Source organism: Flavobacterium cyclinae (assembly GCF_021172145.1).
GTDB classification, from domain to species: domain Bacteria; phylum Bacteroidota; class Bacteroidia; order Flavobacteriales; family Flavobacteriaceae; genus Flavobacterium; species Flavobacterium cyclinae.
Genome location: NZ_CP089095.1, coordinates 1463128 through 1489757 on the forward strand (window position 1 = coordinate 1463128; position 26630 = coordinate 1489757).

The window sequence follows — 26630 nt, forward strand, 5'->3', positions numbered from 1 at the left end:
TCAATAAAATAACTGATCACTATTTTATTGAAACACTCGAACTGACGTTAGCGTTTGTCTTGTGCTGATTTTTCGAATGCAATTAGATTTACCATTTGTCTTAGTCGACTTCTAACTCTGTTTCCGTAATGTTTTTCAATTTCAGAGGCTGATAGGTTAGTGGTGATGTGTGTTTTTAGTTTTTTTGAAATGAATAGATCATATCTGCTCAATAGAATCTCAGCCATTACGTTACATTCGTTGCCGAAATATTTTAGATTGTTTTCTGTTCCTAAATCGTCAAAACAGTAGCTTCTTGGTCCAGATTGGTCTAGATTACCATTACTATATTTATGTATTATTTGGTAACCGTCCTGGATGAATTCAAAACTTATATCTCTACAAGGTTTTAAAAAGAATTTTTGTTCGGTAGGAGCGAGGTATTTCATTAAATTCATTAATGAGGTTTTACCGCAGCCGATTGGTCCAGTAAGTAATAAGCCTTTGTTGAGGTTTATTCCATGTTGAAAACAAGTTGGCTCGTCTTTTAGAAAATAAGCAATGAGTTTGAAGACAATTGGATAATCGGCTTCAAGGATTTTGAAATGATTGCCATATAATTCGACTCCTTTTGATTCGAGCCATATTATAACTTCTGAATAGTTGTAGTGTGATTTTATTTCGTTTTCCATATTTTATTTTTTAACCACATAGAAGCATAGATTTATAGTTTCTTTGGATTGAGTAAAAGACGCTTCACTTTAGATAGATTTCATAGATTTAACCGCAAAGAGCGCAAAGATTATCGCAAGGTTCGCAAAGTTTTATAAATACCTGACTGCCACTGATAGTTCTCCTCTTAATATCAAATGCTCAGTGTGACAAAGTAAGGTTCGTAGAGGATTAGAGATACTGAAAAAAGTTCAGTATGACAAAAAGGCTATAATGGTTCTGAATAGTTTTTATCGGTTGTTGTATTGAGTTGTTTTGTTCTGTTTGGTTGTTCTGCGTTTGGAATAAATTTTGGGGCGTTTAATATCCAATTTTGTGCTGCGGCTTGCCAATCTATCATGGGCGTTTTACCACCGACTAGCCAGCCAACGCTTTTGAAGTAGTTGAAGAATTTTTGAGCTTCGAGTTCTGGAAAGTGGTTTTCTTGGAAGTAGGTTTTGACTTCTTGAATTGTAGGTTCAAACTTTTCTTCTTTTTTAACGGAATTTTTTTCTTCTTTTGACATGTCGACTTCGCTCGATGTGACAATTTTATCAGATGAATTATTTATTTCTTCAAAATTTTTTGCTTGATCTTCTAAGTTTAAAACGTTTTTTTCGTTTAAAATGTTTGTATTGTTTATATAGTTTATAGAAGGTACTACTGCTTGTTCACTACCTGTTTCACTACTAGTACACGACTTGTTTACAACTTGTTCAGAAACAAGTTCAATAAGCGGTTCATTTTTTGGTTTTCTCTCACTTTTTGGAAGTGGTTTCAAATCTTCTGAAAAGTTGAATAAAATAACGTGACTACCTTTGAACGGATTATATGATGGTTGGTAGTTTATGTAACCTAAACTATGCAAATTCTTCAAGCATTTATGATAGGTAGCTTTTGAGCTTATTTTGCTTATTCGCATTACCTCATCGCGATTGATACTGATGGGGTTTTTGAATCGGTTGCAATTCCAGAATTGGAATAAGGCTATGTATAAGCTAACGTGTGTAGGATTGAGGGTTCTATCTATGGCTACTTTTTCGAAGAAGCCGGTTAGGTGTTTAATGTAGTTCATTATACTAGTGATTAGTGAAGAGTGAAAAGTGATTAGTATTGCTTGAACTTTGTTCAAGGATTGACCTGTTGGTCAGGAGATACTTTGGCAAGCTCAGTATGACAACTTTGAGTGTGAGATTTACAGGTGCAAACCTCACAGGTGCCGTTGCAGGTGTTTGTGTTTTCTTCCATGTTACTTTTCTAACATTTTTACAATATCATCGTATTTATAGTAGTTGATGCCACCTATTTTAGTGTAGGAAAGTGTACCGTTGATGCGGAGGTTTTGAAGTGTACCAGGGGAGATATTCAATAGTTTGCGGACCTCATTGGATTTGAGCCACTGTTTTGTTTTTTGGGAATTGGATTGAATGATTTCTTTCAAATCATTTAGAAGAAGACTTCTAAATTCGTTTAAGTCTTCACGAGTAATAAGTTCTACTACCATAACGATTGATTTATTTTGTTATGGAGCAAAAGTGGAATGTATGGTTGGTTTTATTTCACAACTGTTTCACAAGTTGTGATGAAAAAATATAAAAATATACCTAAAAAGAATTAGGACATTTCATTTATTTTTTGGACAAAGTATGTAGGAGAAATATCGGTTCTGTTTTTGAATGCTCTTGTGAAATTTTGTGTTGAACCAAAGCCAACTTCTTCTGCTAGTGCTTTATTCGTATAATTTCGATATTTATTTTCCGTTTTTAATAACTCAATTACATAATCAATTTTTAAATCATTAATATAATCTATTGTCTTTTTACCTCTGTGTTTTAAAATTATTTTTGAGGCGTATTTGGTATTGGTTTTTAGATAGGCTGCAATCTTACTTAAATTCATATCTTTTTCTAGATATTTTTTTGTTTTTTCAAATTTTTCAAGATTTTTTAACGCTGTTTCAATAATTTCAGGATTAATTTCAAAGTCATTATCTGTAGTTTTTGATACAAATGTTTTTTCAATATTACTAGCATTCATGACTTCTTCAAATTTTTGCTTATAGTATTTACTTTTTCGTCTATGTTTACGAATGCCAATGAAACTAACAACTAAGAGAATTGTAGCCATACCATATGCAACGCTATTTCTCCAAATCATTTTATTTTCTATCTCTGTCTTGGCTCTAATTAACTTTTTAGCATCATATTCTTTAAAAATTTTTTGAGAAAGGTTTTTGTAATTGTGGTTGATAATACTGTCAACTTCCAATAATCTATTTATGTATAGCAATTGTTTATTTGTATCCCCTTTGTCTGTATAATATTTTATTAAAAGTTCGTAGTTTTCTCTAACATCTGGACGCATGTATTTTTTCTCAAGAAAAGTTTTATCCACTTCTAACAAATAGGGAATCGCTTGATTCTTTTTGTTAAGCATCCAATGCGATTTTGCTATATAAAAGTTTGCTAGGGTGATATTGTCAAAATCACTTTCTTTGGTTAATAAAGGAATTATTTTTGTTAGGTTTTCTATGCAAGAATTGTATTCTTTTTTATGATATTTATTTATAGCTTCCGAATGTTCAAAATATTTTATCATTTCTGGAATTTCCCAATCATGACATAACTTTAAACCCAATGAATTGTAGTAAGTAACTTTATTAAAATTGCTTATTTTCATGTTACACAGTCCAAGTGCATGAATTGTATTCAGGTATGCTCTGTCATTTTCTTCGATAAAAAATGCTTCCAATTCGCTGAAAATAATTATTGCTTCATCATAAAATCCTAAATAAAACTTAGTTTGTGCAATAGCATATTTTGCCTTATTTGAATCATATTGATTTTGCGATTTTTCTAAATAGCTTTCTGCTTTAATATAGAAGTTTAATGCTTGCACTAATTCTTTATTTTCATAGAATACAATACCTTTATTTAAATAGGCATTTCCAATTGTGTTTAGATTTTTAGTTTTAAGGGCAACAGTTATTATAGAATCGGCATAAATTTTCTTTATTTTAATAGGCTCATTGATCATCAATTGGCGGTAAGCCTTTATTTGTTCTGCATGATTTTCTTCATTTTTAGCTTTTAAAAGCCATGCCTTTTTAAACTTAAGATTCTTTTCGTTTTCATTCACTTTTCTTAAGAGAAATTCATAATCGCTTTTACTTAAATGAATAAGAGTACTATCTAACACAGGTGTTGCTTGTAGTAAGGCATAGTTAGTTATTACACTTATAATAGCGATTAATTTCTTCATTTTAAATAGGTTGTATTGTTTAATCTGCTGGTGTTGTAGATTAGTAAATTTAGTAGGCTGTTAATAGCAAATTTAGTTTAAAAAAATATAAAAACTAAACAATAGTTAAAGTTGGAATGAAAAATTTGATTTTGTGTGTTTGTTCAATTCAAGAATTGACATTGTTTAATTCGGGAATTGAAATTATGATGGTTTGTAGGGGCTGGTTTTGTGAGATAGTTTTGCCTCGAATTCAAAAGGATTTATTAGCTGTAAATCCAACCTAGTTCAGCTTACCCGGGCAAGATGAACTGATGAAAAAAGTAATCAGTACAATCTTAAAAAACAAAATCATGAAACCATTTTATTTATGCATTCTTTCTTTATTTCTTTTATACTCGTGTGATGAAACTGCAGATTTAGAATCTAAGTCTCAAACACCATCCAATTCATTATTAACTCATAGAACAACTGGTGAAGCTATGTATTTTGATTTACCAATAAATCAGAATAATCCCTATGATTATGTTGGACAATTGCATTATGAACTTTATCAAGATTATTATGCTACACAACCTGATAGCTTATTTTCTTTTGAGCAAGTTTTATATGATGTAGAGAGTATAGCTAATAAAAACTCAAATTTTACTTCTCTTGCTGGGATAAATTATTCCTTTTCGAATGTGATAGCTTTGGAGCAACTTTTAGGTTGTAAAACATTGTGTTTGGATACTGTTTTAGCACAATCTTCTTTATCGTTCATTGCTCAAGATAAAACAAAGGATTTCTTTACAAATTTTAATGTGCTTTTTGAAAAGAATCTTGAGAGTGCCCCTGTATTGGAATATATCATCCAATTTGAAAATGAAATTATTACTTCATCCACTTTATCAGTATCTGACAAATCCATTATTTTGAGTGCCACATCAATTGCCCGATATAGTACATATGAAAGTAAGCGTAGACCAAAGAAGAATACTGACCCTGATTGGGATTCTTTGATAACAAGTCTTTATGGAGCCTTTTTAGGTGATGAAAATAGTGTAGGGGATAGAATAGTAGCTTCATTAGTTTGTGGTATTAAAACTAATGAATAATTAGATGTAAGCGGTTCTTCTAAGATAAAAGATAGCAATAGTCTATTGAAGTCGTTTATTTAGTTTTAGAAGAGCCGCTTATTATTTATCCAATTGTATTATTTTTTTGTTTAGGTTTTCTTGAATTGTTTTTAAGAAATTTGTTTTTTCAATCGTTTTACGATTTCTTATTTCTAAAAATATTCTATTGTGTTGTTTAATTTCTGTGTTGAAAAAAGTTTCTGCCACCTTTACCAGCTCATTTAGACTAATATCTCCATTGTTTATTACTCTTTCATTGTGTAGGGCATAAATGAGTTCTACTAAAGCTACTTTACTAGCTGTCCATTTAATGTTTTGATTTACAATGTTATCTGTTTTATTTTTCAACGCTTTGTTGAGATTCTCTTTTAAATAAGAAATGATTTTTTCATTGGCTATAATTTTTGCCCATAAGTAATCATGAGACGTTGAAAAATTGTTGTCTGATTGAAAATAATAACTTTCAAGAGTGAGTTTAATATCGTACTTTCTGATAGTAAAATATTTTTTGTCCAAATAATTGTTATTTGTTCTGTAGTACTTATATATTTCTGCATTTTTAGAAAAGAAGTTATATCTTTTTCTAATTTCTTTCTTGTAGAAATTTTTTATTTGCTTTTTGTCTTCTCCTGTTGGTTTGTTGATTTCTATAGTATAGATATCATTGTAATAAATTAGTTTACTAGTAATTTTTGGTTTGATTTCTTTGAAGAATTCAATCTCTTCTTTTTTATCTGTTATTTGATAATTTTTGAAGAAGGATTTTAATTTTTCTAATGCTATAATGGTACAATTTATAGCTTGCTCAGAATATTTGACTGGATCTTTTTCTACTTGTTTAATGTTTTCTACTTGTTCTTCTAATTCGGATATTAATTTACTTGAAAAATTTTTCATTTCAATTTTAGTTAGATTTGGTTGTTTCGCAAATCTATGTTTGATAATTCATTAAAAGAAGTTGTTTTGTGTGTAATTCCCGAATTGAATACTAAAATTCCCGAATTATATTGTCGCTTTATTTGGTGTTTTATGGTTGAAATTTAAATATTTAGCTTAATTGCCTTTTTAATTATTAGCTACTCTCTAAAAGATATTTTTATTTCTACATTTGATAGCGTTTAGGAGTCTATTTTCTGTTTTACCAATTTAAAATTTGGACTACTTCTTTTTCTTATAACGATAATATCCGTTTTTATGTTCATAGATTTTGCCTCTTAGATAAGCTCCAACTATCACAAAAATTATTATAAAAGCTACTTCATACCATTTCATGATTTACTAATTTAGTTTACTAAATTAATACGTTTTTCTATGTAATTAAATAGGTATTTTTACTACTATTTGCTGTTTGTTATTAATTGGGTGTAATTCTATAAAATTTATATACAATATTAATTTTCGTTTCTACAGTTCTCGATACATTTTGCATTTGTAATGCCCTGGGCTTTACAAATGCAAAATACTCGAAGTGACGAAGCTGGAATTGTTTTAAAAAAAATATAGTTTAAAAATTATCCACAAAACTGTTGCTATTTAACATCTAATTTGTAACAAATGTTTAAATAAATACGTTAAATTAGCAATAGGAATATATTGTTTAGGTGTTATTACTTATTGTTACTATTTCAGTATATTTGTATTGTCAATGAAGTTAAATTCAAACTGTATATTATGTCAAAAATAGTTTTTAGAAAAGATGTATCTCAAACCAAGGCTTTAGTTAAAGCAGCACGAGTTTCAGCTAAAAGAGCCTTTAGTGGTTCAAAGGCATTGGGTTTGTCTGTTTCCTATATTAAAGATGGTATAGTATATGAAGAAGATGCAGATGGTAATACTACTATTAAAAACCATATTGAGTCTTCAGTTGACACACCGTTTAAAATAGAGAAAGGTTTAGTATTACATGCCAAGTAATAAAAAAATACGCATTTTTGCAGGGCCAAACGGGTCTGGAAAAAGTACACTTTTTCATGAGTTCTCTAAAAATTACAATACTGGTTTCTTTATTAATGCTGATATTTTAGAAAAAAGATTAGCAGAATCAGGTTTAATTGATTTGAAAGAGATTGGCTTAGACGCTACCCAAGATGATTTAGATGCTTTTATGACTTTAGATTCTTCCCAAACATTATTTAATAAAGCTGCTGAAGAAGGTCATGTTATCGATGTTTTTGTTAAAGAAAATTTTATAGTAGATGCTTCCAAAGAAACACATAGTTATGAAGGAGCGTTTATAGCTTCTTTTATTAGACATCTTTTAATAACTCAGAATAAGTCGTTCAGTTTTGAGACAGTAATGAGTCATACTTCAAAAATTGACGAAATTAAGCACGTTGTTTCTTTAGGTTACAATGCTTATTTGTATTTTGTTTGTATAGATAGTCCAGAGGTAAATGTATCCCGAGTAAATAATCGTGTTGAAAAAGGAGGGCATGAAGTTGCTGAAGATAAAATTATTGATCGTTACTACAGAACTCTTGAAAACTTACATTTAGCACTTCCACATTGTTATCGTGCTTATCTTTTTGATAATTCAGGTAAAGAACAATTATTGATTGCAGAGGTTTATAAAGGCAGTATGGAGTTAAAAACAGATAAATTACCTAATTGGTTTATTAAGTTTGTTTTGCCTTATTATACGAGATAATATTAATTTAATTCCTACTATTTAAGTACGAAAAACAGTGAAAAGTCTATCAATAAAAGTAGTTTCACCTAATGAGTTTACAGTTGTTTGATCAAATGGAAATGCATTTACATATTCTGTATTAACTGGTGGTTTGTGTCTGAAGATATAAGCGGCTTCTACTCTGAATCTATCATCATTAACTACTTGACCAACTGAATAACATAATTCCTGACCTGGTTGTAGATACATTTTCCAAATATCATATTTTTCATGATTTTGAATTCTTAAATTCACATGATCAGATTCTCCAATATAAATTAAATTGTGAAGTGTTACTGTGTTTTGTTGCGGGTTGTAAGTTGATGTATATACAAAATACACACCCTCTAAATTTGGAATTCCATTTTTTTTAGAGTCTCTGTAGTACCCATTGATATTTACATTAAATGTTGCTGCTGCCATAATTTTTTTTAAATAAATTTAATTAGTTATCTTATAAATTACAATACGTGTTTTTACGTAATTTAATATTTTATGTATTGCTTTCAAAATTGTATTTTTACTTATAATTCCCAACATGGAAAAGATTATTACTTTGAAAATAAAAGTTGTGAATTGCTTTCAAAATTGTATTTTTACTTATAATTCCCAACCGGCTCCATTAGAAAAAATGCAGCTTACTGGTTGTGAATTGCTTTCAAAATTGTATTTTTACTTATAATTCCCAACCCAACTCTTAAAAATCATTTCGCAGTAAGAGTTGTGAATTGCTTTCAAAATTGTATTTTTACTTATAATTCCCAACCGCTTTTTCAATCGGTTGTGTAAATCTACAGTTGTGAATTGCTTTCAAAATTGTATTTTTACTTATAATTCCCAACACTTCAACAAAATACAAATCCAGAAGAAAGTTGTGAATTGCTTTCAAAATTGTATTTTTACTTATAATTCCCAACAGCCATTGCGGAAAAATTTATAGAATATCAGTTGTGAATTGCTTTCAAAATTGTATTTTTACTTATAATTCCCAACTACTATAAATGTAGGAATGGCGACTATCGAGTTGTGAATTGCTTTCAAAATTGTATTTTTACTTATAATTCCCAACAAGCCGTTAAAGTTTATGTTTAACATGTTGTTGTGAATTGCTTTCAAAATTGTATTTTTACTTATAATTCCCAACTTGGTTTTGTGCCATTGTTGAGCCAACTGCGTTGTGAATTGCTTTCAAAATTGTATTTTTACTTATAATTCCCAACTATCCAGATGTAAGCGCAAGTGCTGGTTTAGTTGTGAATTGCTTTCAAAATTGTATTTTTACTTATAATTCCCAACTTTGTATAACGATGCCATAAGTATAAACCAGTTGTGAATTGCTTTCAAAATTGTATTTTTACTTATAATTCCCAACTTTACCACTTTCAGGCATTATCAAATTGGTGTTGTGAATTGCTTTCAAAATTGTATTTTTACTTATAATTCCCAACTCGGGAACAATGGTTTTACGTTCTTAGACGGTTGTGAATTGCTTTCAAAATTGTATTTTTACTTATAATTCCCAACAGTTAACTGATAGCTTTTGATGTGGATGTCGTTGTGAATTGCTTTCAAAATTGTATTTTTACTTATAATTCCCAACTTGGAAGTGGAATGAAGCTACAAAGCGAGCGTTGTGAATTGCTTTCAAAATTGTATTTTTACTTATAATTCCCAACAATAGGAAAAATAGTTTTATACGAGCCTTGTTGTGAATTGCTTTCAAAATTGTATTTTTACTTATAATTCCCAACTGTTAATTGGCGACCATTATTCCAAATTGAGTTGTGAATTGCTTTCAAAATTGTATTTTTACTTATAATTCCCAACATTGTTTTTGATATAATTATCAAAAGAACCGTTGTGAATTGCTTTCAAAATTGTATTTTTACTTATAATTCCCAACCAATGATACAAGTAATCAATTTCCCACCAGGTTGTGAATTGCTTTCAAAATTGTATTTTTACTTATAATTCCCAACTGTTCCTGCTTTTGGATTTCCTTGTGCATCGTTGTGAATTGCTTTCAAAATTGTATTTTTACTTATAATTCCCAACAAACAAATTGCTGATGAATTAGGAATTACAGTTGTGAATTGCTTTCAAAATTGTATTTTTACTTATAATTCCCAACCTTTGTTTTTGGCGTTACTCCGTCCATTGGGTTGTGAATTGCTTTCAAAATTGTATTTTTACTTATAATTCCCAACTCAGAATCATCAATAATAAACCAAGCTGCCGTTGTGAATTGCTTTCAAAATTGTATTTTTACTTATAATTCCCAACGAATTGCTCCTCAAATGTTTGACCGCTTACGTTGTGAATTGCTTTCAAAATTGTATTTTTACTTATAATTCCCAACTTTCTCTGAAGTTTAATAAAACTAATGATAGTTGTGAATTGCTTTCAAAATTGTATTTTTACTTATAATTCCCAACTCTATAAGCTCGTCTTTTCCTGTTCCTCCGTTGTGAATTGCTTTCAAAATTGTATTTTTACTTATAATTCCCAACGGGATTTCTACCTGTAAGCCTGTAAGCTCAGTTGTGAATTGCTTTCAAAATTGTATTTTTACTTATAATTCCCAACTGTATTACTTCAAGCATCTGCTCGTAAGTAGTTGTGAATTGCTTTCAAAATTGTATTTTTACTTATAATTCCCAACCCAAATAGAAGGAGGAATGGCAAATATTTAGTTGTGAATTGCTTTCAAAATTGTATTTTTACTTATAATTCCCAACCTACTTTCGCTTTAGGACTAAACAAAATAAGTTGTGAATTGCTTTCAAAATTGTATTTTTACTTATAATTCCCAACAAGAGCGAGAAGAAAACGACTTTTACGCAAGTTGTGAATTGCTTTCAAAATTGTATTTTTACTTATAATTCCCAACACGAAAACGCAGAACCAAGCGATATCAGTAGTTGTGAATTGCTTTCAAAATTGTATTTTTACTTATAATTCCCAACAAATTTTTCAAAAGGATTGTCAAATTTAAAGTTGTGAATTGCTTTCAAAATTGTATTTTTACTTATAATTCCCAACCAAAGTATTTCAAAAACAAGTTAATGACGGTTGTGAATTGCTTTCAAAATTGTATTTTTACTTATAATTCCCAACTTGTTAAAGGAGAACCACTTGTGTAAGTTGTTGTGAATTGCTTTCAAAATTGTATTTTTACTTATAATTCCCAACTCACAAATAGGAATACTAACAACTCCCTTGTTGTGAATTGCTTTCAAAATTGTATTTTTACTTATAATTCCCAACTTTTGTTTTGAGGGGTTCGGACTTGTTTCTGTTGTGAATTGCTTTCAAAATTGTATTTTTACTTATAATTCCCAACTTTTTCCCAATATTGTTTTGCTATAATATCGTTGTGAATTGCTTTCAAAATTGTATTTTTACTTATAATTCCCAACTTTAAAACCTAACGACTCCAGGGCGCGGATGTTGTGAATTGCTTTCAAAATTGTATTTTTACTTATAATTCCCAACTGATATCAACTACCAATGTTTTAGAACCTAGTTGTGAATTGCTTTCAAAATTGTATTTTTACTTATAATTCCCAACTGCTTTTGTATTAGGATTATTATACATACTGTTGTGAATTGCTTTCAAAATTGTATTTTTACTTATAATTCCCAACAGGGTAGAAATTAATAGAGGCACGTCCATAGTTGTGAATTGCTTTCAAAATTGTATTTTTACTTATAATTCCCAACTCGGGTACGCCGTTTATATATTTTACGTCAGTTGTGAATTGCTTTCAAAATTGTATTTTTACTTATAATTCCCAACGTGGTGGTTCTGCACCAACACCGGCTTCTGGTTGTGAATTGCTTTCAAAATTGTATTTTTACTTATAATTCCCAACTGTTGTTATTATTTTTTAAAGTTAGGTTTAGTTGTGAATTGCTTTCAAAATTGTATTTTTACTTATAATTCCCAACGCTGCATTCGTAGGTATGGCTGTTAAACAAGTTGTGAATTGCTTTCAAAATTGTATTTTTACTTATAATTCCCAACCTACTAATGCCGACATAAATCCCTCAGCAAGTTGTGAATTGCTTTCAAAATTGTATTTTTACTTATAATTCCCAACAACAGGGATTCTAGATTTAACTACTTACATGTTGTGAATTGCTTTCAAAATTGTATTTTTACTTATAATTCCCAACAGCTATATAACTCAACTATGTTAAGTGGTGTTGTGAATTGCTTTCAAAATTGTATTTTTACTTATAATTCCCAACAAGCTTTAGAAGATGCTGGTGCTAATGCAGTTGTGAATTGCTTTCAAAATTGTATTTTTACTTATAATTCCCAACACTTTTGTTCGTGTTCTCGATGCCAATCAAGTTGTGAATTGCTTTCAAAATTGTATTTTTACTTATAATTCCCAACGTAATACGTTTTGGCATATCTTCTTTACGGTTGTGAATTGCTTTCAAAATTGTATTTTTACTTATAATTCCCAACTTGTATGTTGAAGGTAAAACAGCACAAGAGTTGTGAATTGCTTTCAAAATTGTATTTTTACTTATAATTCCCAACGCCGAAGCCGAAAACAAAGCTTTAAAACTTGTTGTGAATTGCTTTCAAAATTGTATTTTTACTTATAATTCCCAACGCAAGATGCCGACATCATTCAGTTTATTTAGTTGTGAATTGCTTTCAAAATTGTATTTTTACTTATAATTCCCAACAGATTTATTGTATTTGTATAATGCGTATTTGTTGTGAATTGCTTTCAAAATTGTATTTTTACTTATAATTCCCAACTTATTCTTACGAATGGAAGTAATATCAGAAGTTGTGAATTGCTTTCAAAATTGTATTTTTACTTATAATTCCCAACTCGTTTGCGTGCTTCTGCTTCCATTTCAAGTTGTGAATTGCTTTCAAAATTGTATTTTTACTTATAATTCCCAACTGTTCATATTTGTATTTGGTTTTTGATTAGTTGTGAATTGCTTTCAAAATTGTATTTTTACTTATAATTCCCAACTTCGCTATCTTTCAGCGATGCTAAACGCTCGTTGTGAATTGCTTTCAAAATTGTATTTTTACTTATAATTCCCAACTTCAAAACACTACCAACACACCACTCAAAAGTTGTGAATTGCTTTCAAAATTGTATTTTTACTTATAATTCCCAACTCTTACGCCTTGAGTAGTTCCACCGCTTAGTTGTGAATTGCTTTCAAAATTGTATTTTTACTTATAATTCCCAACCTTTTTTACCTGCTTTAGCTGAATCAATTAGTTGTGAATTGCTTTCAAAATTGTATTTTTACTTATAATTCCCAACTCCATTTCCATATCGAAGGACATGCAGTATGTTGTGAATTGCTTTCAAAATTGTATTTTTACTTATAATTCCCAACGAAAAGATTATCACAATACACAGCGGTTAAGTTGTGAATTGCTTTCAAAATTGTATTTTTACTTATAATTCCCAACAATGTGGCTTTAATTCAGTTGCGGGGTGTGTTGTGAATTGCTTTCAAAATTGTATTTTTACTTATAATTCCCAACCGCAAATCACTTAGCAATGGTCTTTTACTGTTGTGAATTGCTTTCAAAATTGTATTTTTACTTATAATTCCCAACATGAAAACCTACGATACGCTGCATGGTATAGTTGTGAATTGCTTTCAAAATTGTATTTTTACTTATAATTCCCAACTGGCGGACTTGGAAACTCGATAAGCTTTGAGTTGTGAATTGCTTTCAAAATTGTATTTTTACTTATAATTCCCAACTGAAACCACACGAAAAAAGGACATTGGATAGTTGTGAATTGCTTTCAAAATTGTATTTTTACTTATAATTCCCAACTTGAACATCATGGTATATTTTTCCAATTGCGTTGTGAATTGCTTTCAAAATTGTATTTTTACTTATAATTCCCAACCGCTTCACCTTTTGCAACTAATGCATCTTGTTGTGAATTGCTTTCAAAATTGTATTTTTACTTATAATTCCCAACATACCGCGATATAATCGTTTGATATGTTGGTAGTTATGAGTTTTTTTGAAATTAAAAAAGAGTAGGTTTTATATGTTGGTAATTAAGTGGTTATGAGTTTTTTTAATCCTGATGACTAAAATAATTCCAATTGTTGAGAAGGTTTATCTGTTTCTATTTGTTTTTTTCCATAGAAAAGCTCCATCATTCCAAATTGCTTGTCGGTGATTTGCATTACGCCAATTTTGCCATGTTCGGGTAATTTATTTTTTATTCGTTTGGTATGTACTTCTGCATTTTCTTTACTAGCACAAAATCGCATATAAATTGAAAATTGGAACATAGAAAAGCCATCGTCCAATAAGTTCTTGCGAAATGTACTGGCAATTTTACGCTCTTTGCGTGTTTCGGTTGGTAAATCAAAAAATACTAATATCCACAAACTCCTATATTGATTTAAACGGGTATATTGTTCGTCATACATAAATAGGGTATAAAATTTTCCTTGCTTTTCCTTCAAAACATTCGTGTAAAGAATGTGTAGTTCTGCTCATCGCAACCATCAAAGGACTATTCTTTCCGTCTATATACACATCTATGGTTGCAATGCTTAATAATTGTTTTTTGATTTCGATTGTTAATTCGTCATAATTATCCTCGGTTTGCATAATGTGACAAACAATTAAATCCACATAAGGACGATAAGGCTCCATAATGTCATCTGCCAAACAATACGCATTGTATTTGTTGCGATGAAAAATGCCTAAAGTGGGTAACATTCCGGAACTAACAATTGCTCTTGCGGTAATCGCCCTAAGAATGGCATAACCATAATTCAATAAATTATTGGGAGGGATTCCTTTTTGTCCTCGGGTAAAATTTTCTATCTGGATGAGGTTTTGCCAATAAAAAACCGCTGCTCTCGATTCGTGATTGAGTGCATCTCCTGATGTTACTTCTTTTGCCCAAATTTCCATTTTACGGCAGGGAATTCCTTTTTCTTTTAATAGTCCAGCTTGGTTACTGATTTTAGAACTAATAGTTTGTTGCCACAAATTCTTTTTCAGCGGAACAGAAGCATTAATTTGATTTTTAAAACGCTCTGTTTGTTCGGTATGTCCGCTTAAAGGCATCAATAAACCAATAGGCAAATGATATTGATCACAATTGATTAAGGCTACATTATTATTGGTCAGTTTTTCTAACAAACCATTCGTAATAGTGATTTGTTGATTTTCTAAAACAATTACTCCAATATCTTCAATAGCGACGGTTTTTGTTTCTTGTTCCTTGTCGGGATAAGAGATTACAATTTGCTCATTTTTGGTACTCAAATAAGCGGGATTGCCAAAAAAAAGAGTTCTTTTTATCATAGCTAATATTCGCCTAGTTGAACAATTTGACCTAAATGATTGATGCGGATTTTTAATAACATTGATAATTCTTTTGGACTTCTTATTCTCTTATAAGCTATATTGTTTAATTGATTATCATCTAATAATTGCGTTTCCAAATGATGTCTAAAGGTGTAATCTTTTGAGCCTAACTTCTGAACTCTAAACATATTAGGACTAATCAAATGATAATTTTCGGGATTAAATAAATCCATTTCTTGCGGATTAAAACTATCCGAAGGGAAAACAAAATATTCGTTTTGTTTCATAGTAAATAAGAATTCCCAGCCTTTTTCGTGAGATTTATTAATTATCGATAAACCAAGATTCTTTCGAACTACAGCATCATAAAATGAAACTACCTCTTCTTGTAAATTCCCTTTTACATCTCTGTAGATTGCTACGTGATGATTGTTACCTGTACTCACAAAATCTACAGGAATTGGATTTTCGTTTTCGTCTAAAATTTCATTACCAAAATGGTCTTTTTTAGTGTGTAAAGCTTGCGCATTACTCACACCACTTATTGTCACTCTTTTTATAGCGATACCTTTTTCTTTGTTTTGCCAAATTGGATTTTCGTCTAGATTGACAAATGCTTTTTTGGGATCTCCATTAAATTCATTTAAGCGATTTTGAAGTGTCATTTTTAAACCAATATCAATTACTTTGTCAATTTTTAAATCAGGTGTTATATCTTTTCGAATGGTATAATCAGGTTCTAACCAAACTATTTTTACCTTTTCAGGAACTATAATATTGTCTTTTAAACTAATATAAATAGGCGTTTTATTTAAAGCATTCTTTCCTGTAAAGGCTTTTTTAGGATTATTATCATTTTCTGCCAATCGTTTCAAAAGGGCTTCTCGATATTCTTTTTTAGCTACTTTTTGAATAATTTCTTCAGTGAAATTGGCATTTACCTTTTCTTCTTTGGTGGCATATTGTTGCAATTTCCCATAAACTGTTTCTTTGTGCAATTGTCCTCTTGGTGTCAATTGAATTTTCTGATTCGTTCCGCCACTTTTTTTAGTCACATTTTTGTTTTTGGTAACTACTTTGTTCTTGGCTTTATAAGAAATCAAAATACTTTCGAGTTGTTTTTTGGCTTCTTCTCTAAGATTTGGCATTGGTTCGATGAATCGAAGCTTATTATTTTTATCTCTTTTTAAGTATTTGTTTTCAATTCCAATAATCGAATTTCCTTTTTTATCGTTATTAGCTCGGGCATTCAAGTTATTTAAATATTGAATATAAGCGGGTTTAGTAAAAGCAACAGTTATTGCATCCATAGCGTGATGGCGATGGTCGTTTCGTTTTGTCCAATCTTTAATTTTATATAAGCGTTCTCCGTTTTTACCTTCTTCAATATGGGTCAAACCTAACTTTTCATATTTCTCCCAATTGAGTTCTTTCATCACATCTACCAATTCCCAATCTTCACGAAGTCTATCAGTAACACTACCAATGGTTGCGGTTACATTTCTGGAAACTTCTAATAGGATTTCTTTGGCTTTCTTTGCAATATATTGTGTTTCCCTTAATTGTCTGTCAATAAATCCTTCTGGAATTTCATTATCAGCCATCAATAATTTGTTTTGCTTGGTTCGGCTAATCTTTCCAAATAAATTTTTTACTCTTTTTTCGAATTGGTCAAATTCTTCCGGAGTCAACTTTTCTTGAAGAAAAGAATAAGCAGTTTTATTGCTTTTATCGATGTTCAATTGACGCTCACAAATCGTTTTATTCGAAAAGCTATCATCGAATAAACGAGATTTTGGAATAATATGTTCAATGTCATAGTCTTTTGTAAATAGTTTTGAGGGTTCTATTGGTTTACCAGTATAAATCGAAATACCATCGCATTCTCTCCAAAGTTTATAACGAATTATGTCATTTCTAGTGACGCGATTAATTCCAAATTCAGTGTGTAATAATTTTCTAATCTGGTCGTGTTCAGCTGTACTTTTATTGATAGCTTTTGTCATTTCGCTACGCTGTTCGTTGTTGTTTTTCAACTCACGAGCCAATTCTACTCTAATTTCATCGGGTTTACCCATTATAGGGTCTTTAATGATGGCATTAATGACATTAATCATCTGATTTAGAATTTTTTCTACTACAGGATTTCTAAGGCTGTTTTTCTTCAGTAATTCAAGAGTGTCTTTTAGAATTCTATCGTTATTTTTCTCGGTTGTTAATGATGATGAATGATTATAACCTACCAAAGTACAAGCCTTGTCATAAACATGACCGTCCATCAAATGAGGTAAGACTTTTTTGATAGCTTTTGCACTTAGGCTTCCATAATCAGCTTGTAAGCTAAGGTTTAAAAGAAAAGGTATGTGACTTTCTTTAAAACCAAATTTGGTAATCAAGTTTTTTTTTAGGCTTTCATCTTCTTCTGCAGAATAAAGTAAATGCCATAATTGATAATAGGGCTGTTTGTCAAAATTATTTCCTTGAATAGTTGAATTAAATTCTAAAATATCAGGATTTATACCCGTAGCTTCAAAAATTTTAGAAGTACTCTTTTTAATTTCAGATGCATTCATTTTAGAAAAATTCAAGTCATAACCTTCTATTTCAATAATTTTTTCAAAAGCTTTATAGAGCGCTGTATTCGTTCTGTTTCCTTCTATTTTTTTAAAATTCACAGAATGGCTCCCTTTTTTCAGTTCACAAAAATTCATTAATTGAATATCAGTTAAATTATCATTAAACTGAAGCTCATCTGCAATTTGCTGTTTTAGTTCATCACCTAATAAAAAAGTTTCTTTTGTTATCTCGTTTTTAATAACAATATTATTTAAATTTTGCCAAATTCTAAATTCCTGAAATAGAGGAGAAGATTTGGGAATAGCTTTATGACCTTTTTCAAATTCACAATTACTTATTAAGTGTTTTTGTGATTTTAATTTTCTTTGATAGAAAATCGTAATATCTCTGATATCTGATTTAAGTTTATCATTCAATTCAGGGTGAAATTTTGATTGCATTTCCCAAATTTTTTCGAATTCATCTAAATAATCTTGACGGTAAAACACTTGGTTTTTAAGTTTGGTATGTGCATCATCTTGTAGTTGTTTGTATAAAAACTGACCAACCGTTTCTTGATTAAAGTATAATTCTTTACTTCGGTCACTAATAGCGCCTAGATATCCACTAGATTGGTTTATTTGATTGTTGATTTCGGTAATAATAAAGGCTAAAGCGTTTAAGTCTACTTTATTGTTTAAAGCTTCATTTCTCCATTTATAATGTTGTAATTTGGTTTCATCTCTAGTTCCTTTGTTTTCAGCTAGAGGTATATTTAAAATTTTTGAAAAATATTGTGATGTGACTGTTCTAGATTTGTCTTTAATTTCATTTAATAACTTTTCATTACAAATTTCAGGATAAAATTTATTTTGAAATTTAATTATTCTTTCTAGTTCTTTTTGTAAATCAGAACGATAAAAATCTGGAACAAATTTTTTACCCTTAAGTAAAGAATTATAAATCCATTGGCCAGGAGTGAGATTGTTCTCGAAAATTTCTTTTGCAATTTTCATTCCGTCGATAGCATCACCTTCATCTGCTGTTTTTGCTTTTCTACTACTTTTATAACCTCTTTTTTTATTAAGCATTAACAAGACTTGAACCAGTTCTTCTTTGGTTACTTCTTCTACAGCTGCTTTGGCTCTTAACTGATAAGATGAAAAAGTGGATTTCTTGCCTGTTTCTGCATAAACATAATTTGATGAAATAAAATTTACTTCTCTAAATGTTTGCAATAATGCACTTCGTCTTTGTTTAAAACGTTGTAGGCCTCTTCTAGCGCCACGCTTTAAAGTTCTGTTCGCATTTATTGAAATTGTATTTCCTTTTTTAAAATCCGCTTCTTCATCAGTAGTAAGAGGAACAATTCTAACTCCAGCACTTATTATTTTTGATGTTTCATTATCTGTTTCGGCTTCATTAATAAAAGCCCATCCTATTGATGTAGTACCTAAATCTAGACCTAATATTTTTTTCATTCTATTTATTTTGGTTTTAAACTTAATTAAAATAAAATAATTTATTTTACGGAAAACCGTATTGGGATATTAAAAATTATTTTGTAATATTGTATTATAATTTTGAAGCAATTCACAATAAGGATTATTCCGTTGTGAAAACATTCAAAGCGGCATCCATAAGTTGTCGCTTTTTTTATTTAAAACAGTTTCATGTTTATTAAATTATTTTCATTAGAGTTTGATTATTCTTTTGTTTATTTTAAAAATAGAATTTCAAATTACTATAGCAAGAAGGAATTTAAGGAAAAGCTATTTTAATAGCTAATTTAGCTTTAATAATTTAAATTACAATTACGTATAAATACCTATTTTTAATTTATTTGAACTAACTTAGCACATCTTTATCTCTTTGAGTTTTTTAAAATTTAAAAGTGATTTTGATATCAACTTTATTCGTAAAAAATGCTTCTTTTTTAAGTTTATCAATAGGAATGTTGTTAGGGGAGTCGTTAAAAAGAATATTTACTTAAACTATCAACATCTGATTGATAATTTTGGGATTTTATTAATATGCCTTTTAAAGTGTCAAAGATTCTTTTTTGATTCATACGTTTTTATGTTCTATAATCAAACCATTTTCCGAAAAAGAAAAGGTTCGCCCTTCAAAAATAGATTTTATTAATAACCACACTTTATCAACAATAGTATACTTTAAATTTCGATTATCATCACTTTCAGTAATTTGACCCGAAAACAGTATTTCATCTAAATCTAGGTTTTCTCCGGTTTGATTATTAATTAACTTGCTACCTGTAATTTTATACTTTTTAATGAACGGCTTAGTTTTGTCATTTATACGATTAATTTCTTTTCTGAAATCATTTACGTAGTCATAAAAAGGAATCAGATTTCCACTCTCAAGCATTACTATATAAGGGAAATAATCGAATTCGTGTTTAATTTCAATTTTCCTATTAGCACCTATGGCAATACTTGTTATTTCTGGCCGTGTCCTATGTATCTTGATGTTCAAATCAAGAGTTGCAATATCAATTTGATGACTATTACCCTGCAAATCTTTCTCTTCATATTCCCGAAGGTGAACTATCCCTATATTTTTATGTTTTGCGTATTGAATACCATCACGTGTGAAACCGCTTTTTGAAACAATAATTCCTTTACTAATTCCGGTATCTTCAAGTATCTGTGCTAGCTTCATCACGACATCCTTGTTGACTTTTTCCTTCCAAAATTTACATTCTATAGCAGTTTCATAAGTATTGCTACCATCTGCATGCGATGTAATAACATCGATTTGATGATTTAAACCAGATTTCCCTTGGACTTTGCAAGTACTACCATAACCTTTTATTGTAACTCCAGATTGCCTACCTAAAGTTTCATAGATATATTTTGTAATTGATTCGTAGGTTTTCCAATCTAGGTTATTTGTTGTTGACATCATTGTTTACTTGTAATGTGCTTAAAAAAACATTTAAATTTCTTTAAATGAGTTTTTTATCATTTTTGAACATTTTTATAAAATTTCTATTTTATTGGGTGAAAAAATAATTATTTCTGCTCTTTTTAAAAAATCATCACTAAATCTTTTCAATTCTTTTGCTAAAACTTCGCTAGCTTTATCATACATTAGAACGTCTGAACACCCTATTACTAGAACTGGTTTCTGTTTTTTAGCATCATTAGCAGTTTGAATTGAAAACAATTTAAGTTTATCTAAATCTTCACCTATTTCTGAAAGATTAAAATTAGGCTTTGCAAATTTCAACATTATGGCTAGTGAAATGTCATTATAATAATAACCTTTATTATTCATTGTTGCATTTCTGAATTCTAAATTAAAAATTGATTTTTTTAATATTGCTAGATCAAAATAAAATTTAACTTGTTTATTTTCTGAACTTTCGTCATACCACGGAACTTCTGGTTTAATCAACATATCATTTTCTTCTGAAACATTATGAAGATTTTGTCTGATGCCAAATTTTAAATCATCTTCGTTAATTATTGTTTTATTATCAAGAGAATAATTTATTTGTAATTTTTCAACTGCATTTTTCAATTCAGATGTCCATTTATTTATCATTTATTTCAGTTTTTTAGAGGTTGTTACTAACGTTTTGTAGCGGATATATTAGTACAAAACCCTCAATACATCGCAAAAGTTGATTCGAGGTAGAATGTTTAATTAATCTCGTCACCCGTAATTGAGCCAAACGTTTGTGCTTGTTGCACAACTACAATTTCAATAAATTTAATTATTCTACTTGAAACCAACTTTTGATAATTAACTAATTATCAATATTTTGAAAAACGCATTTTTTGGATTTTAATATAATTTTAATATTTATTAGTTGTGGAACATCCATGCCTGTTAGGCAATCGTGCTTCTTTTTCGTTCGTTTTTTTCGTGAGGTTTGACAGACACATTCTTCGCCAAGCTTTGTTTGATCGTTGGATCGTGCGGCTTGGTAACGTGTATGATTGTGAAGGGTTGACATTATAGTGAATCAATAAAGTCTTTAATATTGTCCCAAGTCCAAACTCTCGTGTAAACACCTTCTAAGTCCGTACGGTCGTCTGAGTATGCCCAAATTCCTCTAATTTTCTTTCCTTCTTCTCTCGCACATTGAATTTCCCATTTTTGACCGCTAGATTTTAAAGAGTTCTTACTTACCAATACAATCACTCCATCTGAGCGCTTTATTCTTGTTCTCACTCTATCCTTCCAGTCTTTGTCATATGGTTCTTTAACCGACATGTCGATGTACTCAAATGGTGATTTGGTGTTTAATGATTGACCTTTTAAAAAGTCTCTTTGTCTTTCGTCTTCAATTGCAAAGGCAATGAATATTACTTTTTTTTCTGCCATAATTCCTTTATTTAATGTTTAAATTCTTTTGTCTTTTACAAGTCTCCAATAATGGTAGCCCAAAGCTGTTAATCTGCAACTTTTCGAATGCATAGCAGCAAAATACATATGCTGCTCGTCAACTGGAACAACTAATCCAACACTAGCCAACTTTTGTAAATCTTTGAAAATAGATACATTTTTCTCGTCTGCATATGGCTCAACAAATTCGTGTTCTATCGAAGGATCGTTTGTAAATTCAAAAGAAGGGTCAAGTGGAAAGCGTTCTTCTGGGGAAGAAAAATATTGATTTAATTTCCTTAAAATTTCTGGGGATACTTGTGCCGATACTGTTCTTAATGATGTAAACCTTGTGATATTGGTTTTAAAAACTGGTCGTTGGTCCCAAGGCCCAAGTGCCTGGTCGATGTATGAATAAATGCTTCCTGGCGTAATGTGCCCTCTCAAGTCTGCTGCTCCGCCTTGCATTGCATCTAAAAGAAGATTTGTGAATACACCATGACCATTGATTTCAACGGAAGCTTCATCTGCTTTACTTGCGGTTAATATTGAAACACCTTCTCCAATCTGTGCATTTTTTCCACCCGTTATTTTTGGATTTCCAAAAGAACCTGAATGACAACAGTCTAAAATGATTACTCTATTTTGAGCCTTTGACTCATTTGCAATGTGAAGAATATCATCCATAGAGATTCCTTCGTCATTGGCAGTGAAATCGGGTGTTACAATAATTCCGCCTCCTGTTTCATCAAAGAATCCATGACCTGAAAAATAAAATAATGCTGTTTCACAATCTCCTGAAAATAAATCTTTAATGTGTCCTTTTAGTTCACCTTTTGTCTGAACATCTGTAAGGAGTCTGACATCAAAATTTGGTGAGCCATCACCATTGGTTTCTAATGTATTCCCGAAAGCGGCTGCATCATTAATACAACCATATAATTCCGCATTGGGATAGTTGTTAATTCCTACGACAAGTGCTTTTCTCATATATTGAAAATATTTACGTTACGGTTTTCCATAATTATACCTGTACTTAACCAAGACTCGAATTGAGAATAAGAAAATTCACTTTCGATTACCCATAACTTATCTTCCTTAGTGTCTTTCAGTGGTAATTTTTTTATAAACGGGTAGAGTACTAGATATTCACTGCCTTTAAAAGATTTAGGCGGAATGCTATCTTTGGATACTGGAATTATGGCACACTTATTTGTATTTCCATCAACATAACCTAATTCCCATGGTATCCATTTAGACAATGTAGCATTTGTTGAAATAGCAAGTAGAAGTGTTTTGGAGTTTTTCATTCGGCTTCTAACAAGAGTCGCAGATTCCTTGGTAACATTAGCCCTATCAAGTTGTGGATCAACTATCCAATCAACATAAACCGAAAATCCAAAATCTGTTAATTCTTGATATAACCCTTTAACCTCTTCTCTATCTAAAAAACTATGAGATAAGAAAATATCAAATTTTGTTGTTATTGGTACGTTGCGAGCATTAAACATTTTAGTTTCAAATAACTTCTGCTTTGTAGCTGCCAAGTTTTTCAAGTATGTACTACTATAAATTCCCATTTTATATTTTTTTTATCACGTTTGCTAAGTTGTCCCATGACCATGTAATTAACTTTTTTCCTTTCAATTCGGGTGGGATAGAGCCTTGGTCATTCTTTTTTATATGCATACCAATAACTGGAATTCCTTCTTCCTTTGCACATTTTATTTCCCACCTTGTACCACTAGAATGCCAAGTGTTTTTGCTCAAAAGTACTATCATACCATCACAAGTTTTGATTTTGGTGCGGCACTTTTGTTTCCATATTTTCTCGTCCCAAGGTTGTTTAACTGACATATCTACAAAAGTGAAGGGTGAACGCTCGTTTTTTGCTTGTGTCACCAAAAAATCTCTATATTACTCATCTTCGATAGCAAAACTGATAAAGATTCGTTTCTTTATCTCTCTATTTGATTCTTCTTCGTCTTCAAATAGTGCTTTGAGAAGAAGAGCAACTATACCCGATCCAAGTATTACTGGCCACATATTTGATTTTTTTGTGTTGTTCTCATACATTTTATTTTTAGTCAGTGTTGGCAAAATTCAAGCTCTCTTTGTTTTTTGTTTGGACTTTGCGTGTCGGCAAAAAACAAATGTGCTTGAAAGTGTGTAGGCTCTTTTAGTATGTTGCCTAACTATTAAACATCATCAAATATATATAACTTTTTTATGGCATCTATTTTAATTCTATGACATTCGTTACTATGTATTTAATCATTTCTTTTTAGGTACAGGTGGTTTTAAAGAAGGAGTGTTACCAGGTGTATTTTTATTATCTCGTTGTCTTTTATCAGGTTGTCCTGTAGAAGTAGCAATTCTTTTAGGTCCAGGTTTTAGTGCCATAGTATTTTAGATTTAAATGGTTAAGGATTTTTTAAAATTTAAAGTAGATACTAAATTAAATTATTCAAATCAAATTGTCAATACGTATAAATACTCATTTTTTAATTTGATTAAAATAAAAAATGATTCCCATTTCAACTCTTAATATCAAAATAGATATAAATCAGCTGTAAAATAAGAATAACTAAACCAATGAACATGATTAAAGCATACGTTCTTGAACTATCCCATTTTTTCATATTTTTCAAAACTTTTATTTTTTATTTTAAATGATTAAAACATCGGTATTGTTAAAAAAATCAACTTTGTTTTAATAGTTTTCTATCCGCGTATCATGACTTTAAAATATCCCTACGTTCTTATATTTTAAATCTCATACAAATGTCTGTAAACCTGTAATAACTAAACTAATTACTTCCATTATCAATATAACATGTTCATTTAAAAACTAAGCTAAATTAGTTACATCAATTCTTTTTTGGTATGCGTTTTTGGAATTTTACTATGCAAAAGCGAAATTATATAGTATTTCTTGTTTTTGTATAATAAAAAAAAAGATGCCAATTGGCATCTTTTAATATTGATTGCAATAAAATTATATTACTCTTACTGAAAAATATATTTGTTTCATTTTTCCATTTTTTTCAAGATTCGTTACCCTTATGTCAATTTCTTCGTTTTTGACTTTATGAAAAAATAAGTTATGACCTCTTTTAACGTAACCTATACATTCAGAATTTTTGAAAATCTTTACCGCTGATTTATCAACTTGATTTTCTGGCTCAAGTTCAAATCTTAATTTATCACCTATGTTTACGCAATCTGAATCTAATTTTAAATGGGATAGGGCAGCTATGTCTGAAACAAAATTAACTCCTACACCATTGTGTTTTTTTGGATATTCAGCAAGAAATTCAAAGGTGTCAGTTGCTAACTCTCCTTGTGTAAACCCTAATTCATCAAACCAATCTAGACCTTCAATGTTAGCGTTCCAAAAAGATAAATAATTGTTTCGATCCGCTCTAGTTTTTGGCATCAATCTCAAAGATAAAGCTGTTTTTAGATTGGTACGATATTCTTTGTCAAAGTCTGGAAACTCGGGATAGTTATAAAATCCTTTGTTACTAGCTTTCTTGACTTCATCGGATTGATATTTAAATACAATATCGTCCCCTGATGAATTTTCTCTTGAAAAGACACCTACTAAAAATCGACCATCTCCTTTGCCTGGTCTCCAACTTAAATAGATTTTTTTTAATATCATATTACAAGAATTCCTGTAAAAGTTTTTTTGTTCTGATTGTTATTAATTTACTTATTAATTCCTTCCTTTTTGGTGAAAGGAAGTATTTTTCATTTGCAAAGATAATACCATTATCTATGTTTAAAACAATATCGTTAATTATATTTTCGTTAAAATTTTCATCAACTTTTTTTATAGAATTAATTACTGCATCTGGATAGATTTTTGCTATATGTTTTAGTAATTCTATATGTGGCATTGCAGCACCAAACCATTTTAGATGGGATACAGCTTTCTCTCCAAATAAATACTTTTCTAATTTATAATCATCATTTATAAAACTATCTAAATTTTCTTCAATAATATTATAAGCTAAACAATTGCCATTATCAAAAAGTGGAGAAAATCGAACAGTTCTAGTAATAATGGGTGAGTTTGTATCTTTTTTTAACCCGAAATATTTATTTGGTCTAATTTGTATTTTGATTTCTCTTATAATTGCCCAATTTTGTTGATGTCTGTCCCTATTCCCTATAACTGAATCAAAAACAAGCATATTTATAAAATCGTTTATAATTAATTTTTCCTCTTCTTTTTTTAATGACTTAAAGAAACTCTCAACTAGTTGAAAAGTATGGTCTGTTCCTCTTTTTGTTTCAAACTCTGGATAAATTCTTAAAAGGACTTGTTGTCCATGAATTAATTCTTGAGTGAAATCCTCCGTCATTGATTTTGAAAGACATCCGCCGATACCGTCTAAAGTAGCAACTTCATATTTTAGTACATTAAAACCTAACTTATTTCCAACTTCATATGCAATAATTTCATTCCAAAATTCCCATGGATATTTTTCTTTTGGTTCTTTAAAATAAAACAAATCATAAGTTTCGGGATGTAATACCACTTTTTTAATTCTCTTCCCAATAGGAACGAACCTTTGATCGCCAGAAGGCCATTGTGATATATCAATTAATCTCATATATTAAAAGTTCTTGGCTGAGTTTGACT

General features: G+C 30.0%; 22 protein-coding genes and 1 CRISPR repeat array. Of the genes, 3 read left to right on the forward strand and 19 right to left on the reverse strand.

Annotation, left to right across the window (positions count from 1 at the left end; genetic code table 11):
- Positions 1 to 47: 47 nt before the first annotated feature.
- From LOS86_RS06800 to LOS86_RS06815, 4 genes are all read right to left on the reverse strand, one after another.
- Complete coding sequence (locus LOS86_RS06800) at positions 48 to 671, reverse strand: P-loop NTPase family protein (protein WP_231843863.1); 624 nt, start codon at positions 669 to 671, stop codon at positions 48 to 50.
- A 248-nt stretch (positions 672 to 919) separates the two neighbouring features.
- Complete coding sequence (locus LOS86_RS06805) at positions 920 to 1765, reverse strand: transcriptional regulator (RefSeq protein ID WP_231843864.1); 846 nt, start codon at positions 1763 to 1765, stop codon at positions 920 to 922.
- A 174-nt stretch (positions 1766 to 1939) separates the two neighbouring features.
- Positions 1940 to 2194 carry a helix-turn-helix domain-containing protein gene (locus LOS86_RS06810; protein WP_231843865.1) on the reverse strand — a complete coding sequence of 85 codons (255 nt, stop codon included), beginning with the start codon at positions 2192 to 2194 and terminating at the stop codon, positions 1940 to 1942.
- Positions 2195 to 2304: 110 nt separating this feature from the next.
- Positions 2305 to 3951, reverse strand: coding sequence for a helix-turn-helix domain-containing protein (locus LOS86_RS06815; protein ID WP_231843866.1), 1647 nt, complete (start codon positions 3949 to 3951; stop codon positions 2305 to 2307).
- Positions 3952 to 4283: 332 nt separating this feature from the next.
- On the opposite strand from LOS86_RS06815, the gene LOS86_RS06820 reads away from it, so the two are divergent.
- Complete coding sequence (locus LOS86_RS06820) at positions 4284 to 5027, forward strand: hypothetical protein (RefSeq protein WP_231843867.1); 744 nt, start codon at positions 4284 to 4286, stop codon at positions 5025 to 5027.
- An 81-nt stretch (positions 5028 to 5108) separates the two neighbouring features.
- Here LOS86_RS06820 and LOS86_RS06825 read toward each other — a convergent pair whose 3' ends face one another.
- Complete coding sequence (locus LOS86_RS06825) at positions 5109 to 5945, reverse strand: RteC domain-containing protein (protein ID WP_231843868.1); 837 nt, start codon at positions 5943 to 5945, stop codon at positions 5109 to 5111.
- Positions 5946 to 6719: 774 nt separating this feature from the next.
- Here LOS86_RS06825 and LOS86_RS06830 point away from each other — a divergent pair.
- Both LOS86_RS06830 and LOS86_RS06835 read left to right on the forward strand, forming a co-directional pair.
- A complete protein-coding gene (locus tag LOS86_RS06830) occupies positions 6720 to 6962 on the forward strand; it encodes a hypothetical protein (protein ID WP_231843869.1) in 243 nt (80 codons plus the stop codon).
- A complete protein-coding gene (locus tag LOS86_RS06835) occupies positions 6952 to 7695 on the forward strand; it encodes an ATPase (RefSeq protein WP_231843870.1) in 744 nt (247 codons plus the stop codon). Before LOS86_RS06830 ends, LOS86_RS06835 begins: the two co-directional genes overlap by 11 nt.
- Positions 7696 to 7716: 21 nt before the next feature.
- On the opposite strand, the gene LOS86_RS06840 is transcribed toward LOS86_RS06835, so the two are convergent.
- The 14 genes from LOS86_RS06840 to LOS86_RS06900 form a co-directional block, all read right to left on the reverse strand.
- Positions 7717 to 8139 (reverse strand): GIY-YIG nuclease family protein, encoded by a 423-nt coding sequence (locus tag LOS86_RS06840; RefSeq protein WP_231843871.1) that lies wholly within the window; start codon positions 8137 to 8139, stop codon positions 7717 to 7719.
- A gap of 69 nt (positions 8140 to 8208) precedes the next feature.
- A CRISPR array of direct repeats spans positions 8209 to 13709; the repeat unit is 46 nt; unit sequence GTTGTGAATTGCTTTCAAAATTGTATTTTTACTTATAATTCCCAAC.
- A gap of 115 nt (positions 13710 to 13824) precedes the next feature.
- Positions 13825 to 14172: a CRISPR-associated endonuclease Cas2 gene (gene cas2, locus LOS86_RS06845; RefSeq protein WP_231843872.1), complete on the reverse strand. Its 348-nt coding sequence runs from the start codon at positions 14170 to 14172 to the stop codon at positions 13825 to 13827.
- Positions 14165 to 15061, reverse strand: a complete 897-nt coding sequence (gene cas1, locus LOS86_RS06850; RefSeq protein WP_231843873.1) for a type II CRISPR-associated endonuclease Cas1 — start codon at positions 15059 to 15061, stop codon at positions 14165 to 14167. The genes cas2 and cas1 overlap by 8 nt, the downstream gene beginning before the upstream one ends.
- 2 nt (positions 15062 to 15063) lie before the next feature.
- Positions 15064 to 19101, reverse strand: coding sequence for a type II CRISPR RNA-guided endonuclease Cas9 (cas9, locus tag LOS86_RS06855; RefSeq protein ID WP_231843874.1), 4038 nt, complete (start codon positions 19099 to 19101; stop codon positions 15064 to 15066).
- 586 nt (positions 19102 to 19687) lie between these two features.
- Positions 19688 to 20548, reverse strand: a complete 861-nt coding sequence (locus LOS86_RS06860) for a restriction endonuclease (protein ID WP_231843875.1) — start codon at positions 20546 to 20548, stop codon at positions 19688 to 19690.
- 72 nt (positions 20549 to 20620) lie between these two features.
- On the reverse strand, positions 20621 to 21190 hold the full coding sequence (locus tag LOS86_RS06865) for a hypothetical protein (RefSeq protein WP_231843876.1): 570 nt from the start codon (positions 21188 to 21190) through the stop codon (positions 20621 to 20623).
- Between the two features lie 414 nt (positions 21191 to 21604).
- Positions 21605 to 21976, reverse strand: coding sequence for a TIR domain-containing protein (locus LOS86_RS06870; RefSeq protein ID WP_231843877.1), 372 nt, complete (start codon positions 21974 to 21976; stop codon positions 21605 to 21607).
- Between the two features lie 18 nt (positions 21977 to 21994).
- Complete coding sequence (locus LOS86_RS06875) at positions 21995 to 22966, reverse strand: caspase family protein (protein WP_231843878.1); 972 nt, start codon at positions 22964 to 22966, stop codon at positions 21995 to 21997.
- Positions 22963 to 23556, reverse strand: a complete 594-nt coding sequence (locus tag LOS86_RS06880; RefSeq protein ID WP_231843879.1) for a TIR domain-containing protein — start codon at positions 23554 to 23556, stop codon at positions 22963 to 22965. The genes LOS86_RS06875 and LOS86_RS06880 overlap by 4 nt, the downstream gene beginning before the upstream one ends.
- A 1-nt stretch (position 23557) precedes the next feature.
- A complete protein-coding gene (locus tag LOS86_RS06885; RefSeq protein ID WP_231843880.1) occupies positions 23558 to 23833 on the reverse strand; it encodes a TIR domain-containing protein in 276 nt (91 codons plus the stop codon).
- 60 nt (positions 23834 to 23893) lie between these two features.
- Positions 23894 to 24076: a hypothetical protein gene (locus tag LOS86_RS06890; RefSeq protein ID WP_231843881.1), complete on the reverse strand. Its 183-nt coding sequence runs from the start codon at positions 24074 to 24076 to the stop codon at positions 23894 to 23896.
- A gap of 174 nt (positions 24077 to 24250) precedes the next feature.
- Positions 24251 to 24379, reverse strand: a complete 129-nt coding sequence (locus LOS86_RS13655; protein WP_255674417.1) for a hypothetical protein — start codon at positions 24377 to 24379, stop codon at positions 24251 to 24253.
- Positions 24380 to 24974: 595 nt separating this feature from the next.
- Entirely contained in the window at positions 24975 to 25643 is a 669-nt protein-coding gene (locus LOS86_RS06895) for an HIRAN domain-containing protein (RefSeq protein WP_231843882.1), read from the reverse strand.
- 1 nt (position 25644) lies between these two features.
- Positions 25645 to 26601 carry a HipA domain-containing protein gene (locus LOS86_RS06900; protein ID WP_231843883.1) on the reverse strand — a complete coding sequence of 319 codons (957 nt, stop codon included), beginning with the start codon at positions 26599 to 26601 and terminating at the stop codon, positions 25645 to 25647.
- Positions 26602 to 26630 lie beyond the last annotated feature (29 nt).

Bases quoted from the DNA above. Each gene is read 5' to 3' on its own strand.
- LOS86_RS06815 (WP_231843866.1), bottom strand. From the start codon at position 3,951: ATGAAGAAATTAATCGCTATTATAAGTGTAATAACTAACTATGCCTTA.
- LOS86_RS06805 (WP_231843864.1), bottom strand. From the start codon at position 1,765: ATGAACTACATTAAACACCTAACCGGCTTCTTCGAAAAAGTAGCCATA.
- LOS86_RS06895 (WP_231843882.1), bottom strand. From the start codon at position 25,643: ATGATATTAAAAAAAATCTATTTAAGTTGGAGACCAGGCAAAGGAGAT.
- LOS86_RS13655 (WP_255674417.1), bottom strand. From the start codon at position 24,379: ATGGCACTAAAACCTGGACCTAAAAGAATTGCTACTTCTACAGGACAA.
- LOS86_RS06810 (WP_231843865.1), bottom strand. From the start codon at position 2,194: ATGGTAGTAGAACTTATTACTCGTGAAGACTTAAACGAATTTAGAAGT.
- LOS86_RS06880 (WP_231843879.1), bottom strand. From the start codon at position 23,556: ATGGGAATTTATAGTAGTACATACTTGAAAAACTTGGCAGCTACAAAG.
- cas2 (WP_231843872.1), bottom strand. From the start codon at position 14,172: ATGTATGACGAACAATATACCCGTTTAAATCAATATAGGAGTTTGTGG.
- LOS86_RS06870 (WP_231843877.1), bottom strand. From the start codon at position 21,976: ATGGCAGAAAAAAAAGTAATATTCATTGCCTTTGCAATTGAAGACGAA.
- LOS86_RS06860 (WP_231843875.1), bottom strand. From the start codon at position 20,548: ATGATGTCAACAACAAATAACCTAGATTGGAAAACCTACGAATCAATT.
- LOS86_RS06840 (WP_231843871.1), bottom strand. From the start codon at position 8,139: ATGGCAGCAGCAACATTTAATGTAAATATCAATGGGTACTACAGAGAC.
- LOS86_RS06865 (WP_231843876.1), bottom strand. From the start codon at position 21,190: ATGATAAATAAATGGACATCTGAATTGAAAAATGCAGTTGAAAAATTA.
- LOS86_RS06820 (WP_231843867.1), top strand. From the start codon at position 4,284: ATGAAACCATTTTATTTATGCATTCTTTCTTTATTTCTTTTATACTCG.
- LOS86_RS06800 (WP_231843863.1), bottom strand. From the start codon at position 671: ATGGAAAACGAAATAAAATCACACTACAACTATTCAGAAGTTATAATA.
- LOS86_RS06875 (WP_231843878.1), bottom strand. From the start codon at position 22,966: ATGAGAAAAGCACTTGTCGTAGGAATTAACAACTATCCCAATGCGGAA.
- cas9 (WP_231843874.1), bottom strand. From the start codon at position 19,101: ATGAAAAAAATATTAGGTCTAGATTTAGGTACTACATCAATAGGATGG.
- LOS86_RS06885 (WP_231843880.1), bottom strand. From the start codon at position 23,833: ATGTCAGTTAAACAACCTTGGGACGAGAAAATATGGAAACAAAAGTGC.
- LOS86_RS06825 (WP_231843868.1), bottom strand. From the start codon at position 5,945: ATGAAAAATTTTTCAAGTAAATTAATATCCGAATTAGAAGAACAAGTA.
- LOS86_RS06900 (WP_231843883.1), bottom strand. From the start codon at position 26,601: ATGAGATTAATTGATATATCACAATGGCCTTCTGGCGATCAAAGGTTC.
- cas1 (WP_231843873.1), bottom strand. From the start codon at position 15,061: ATGATAAAAAGAACTCTTTTTTTTGGCAATCCCGCTTATTTGAGTACC.
- LOS86_RS06830 (WP_231843869.1), top strand. From the start codon at position 6,720: ATGTCAAAAATAGTTTTTAGAAAAGATGTATCTCAAACCAAGGCTTTA.
- LOS86_RS06835 (WP_231843870.1), top strand. From the start codon at position 6,952: ATGCCAAGTAATAAAAAAATACGCATTTTTGCAGGGCCAAACGGGTCT.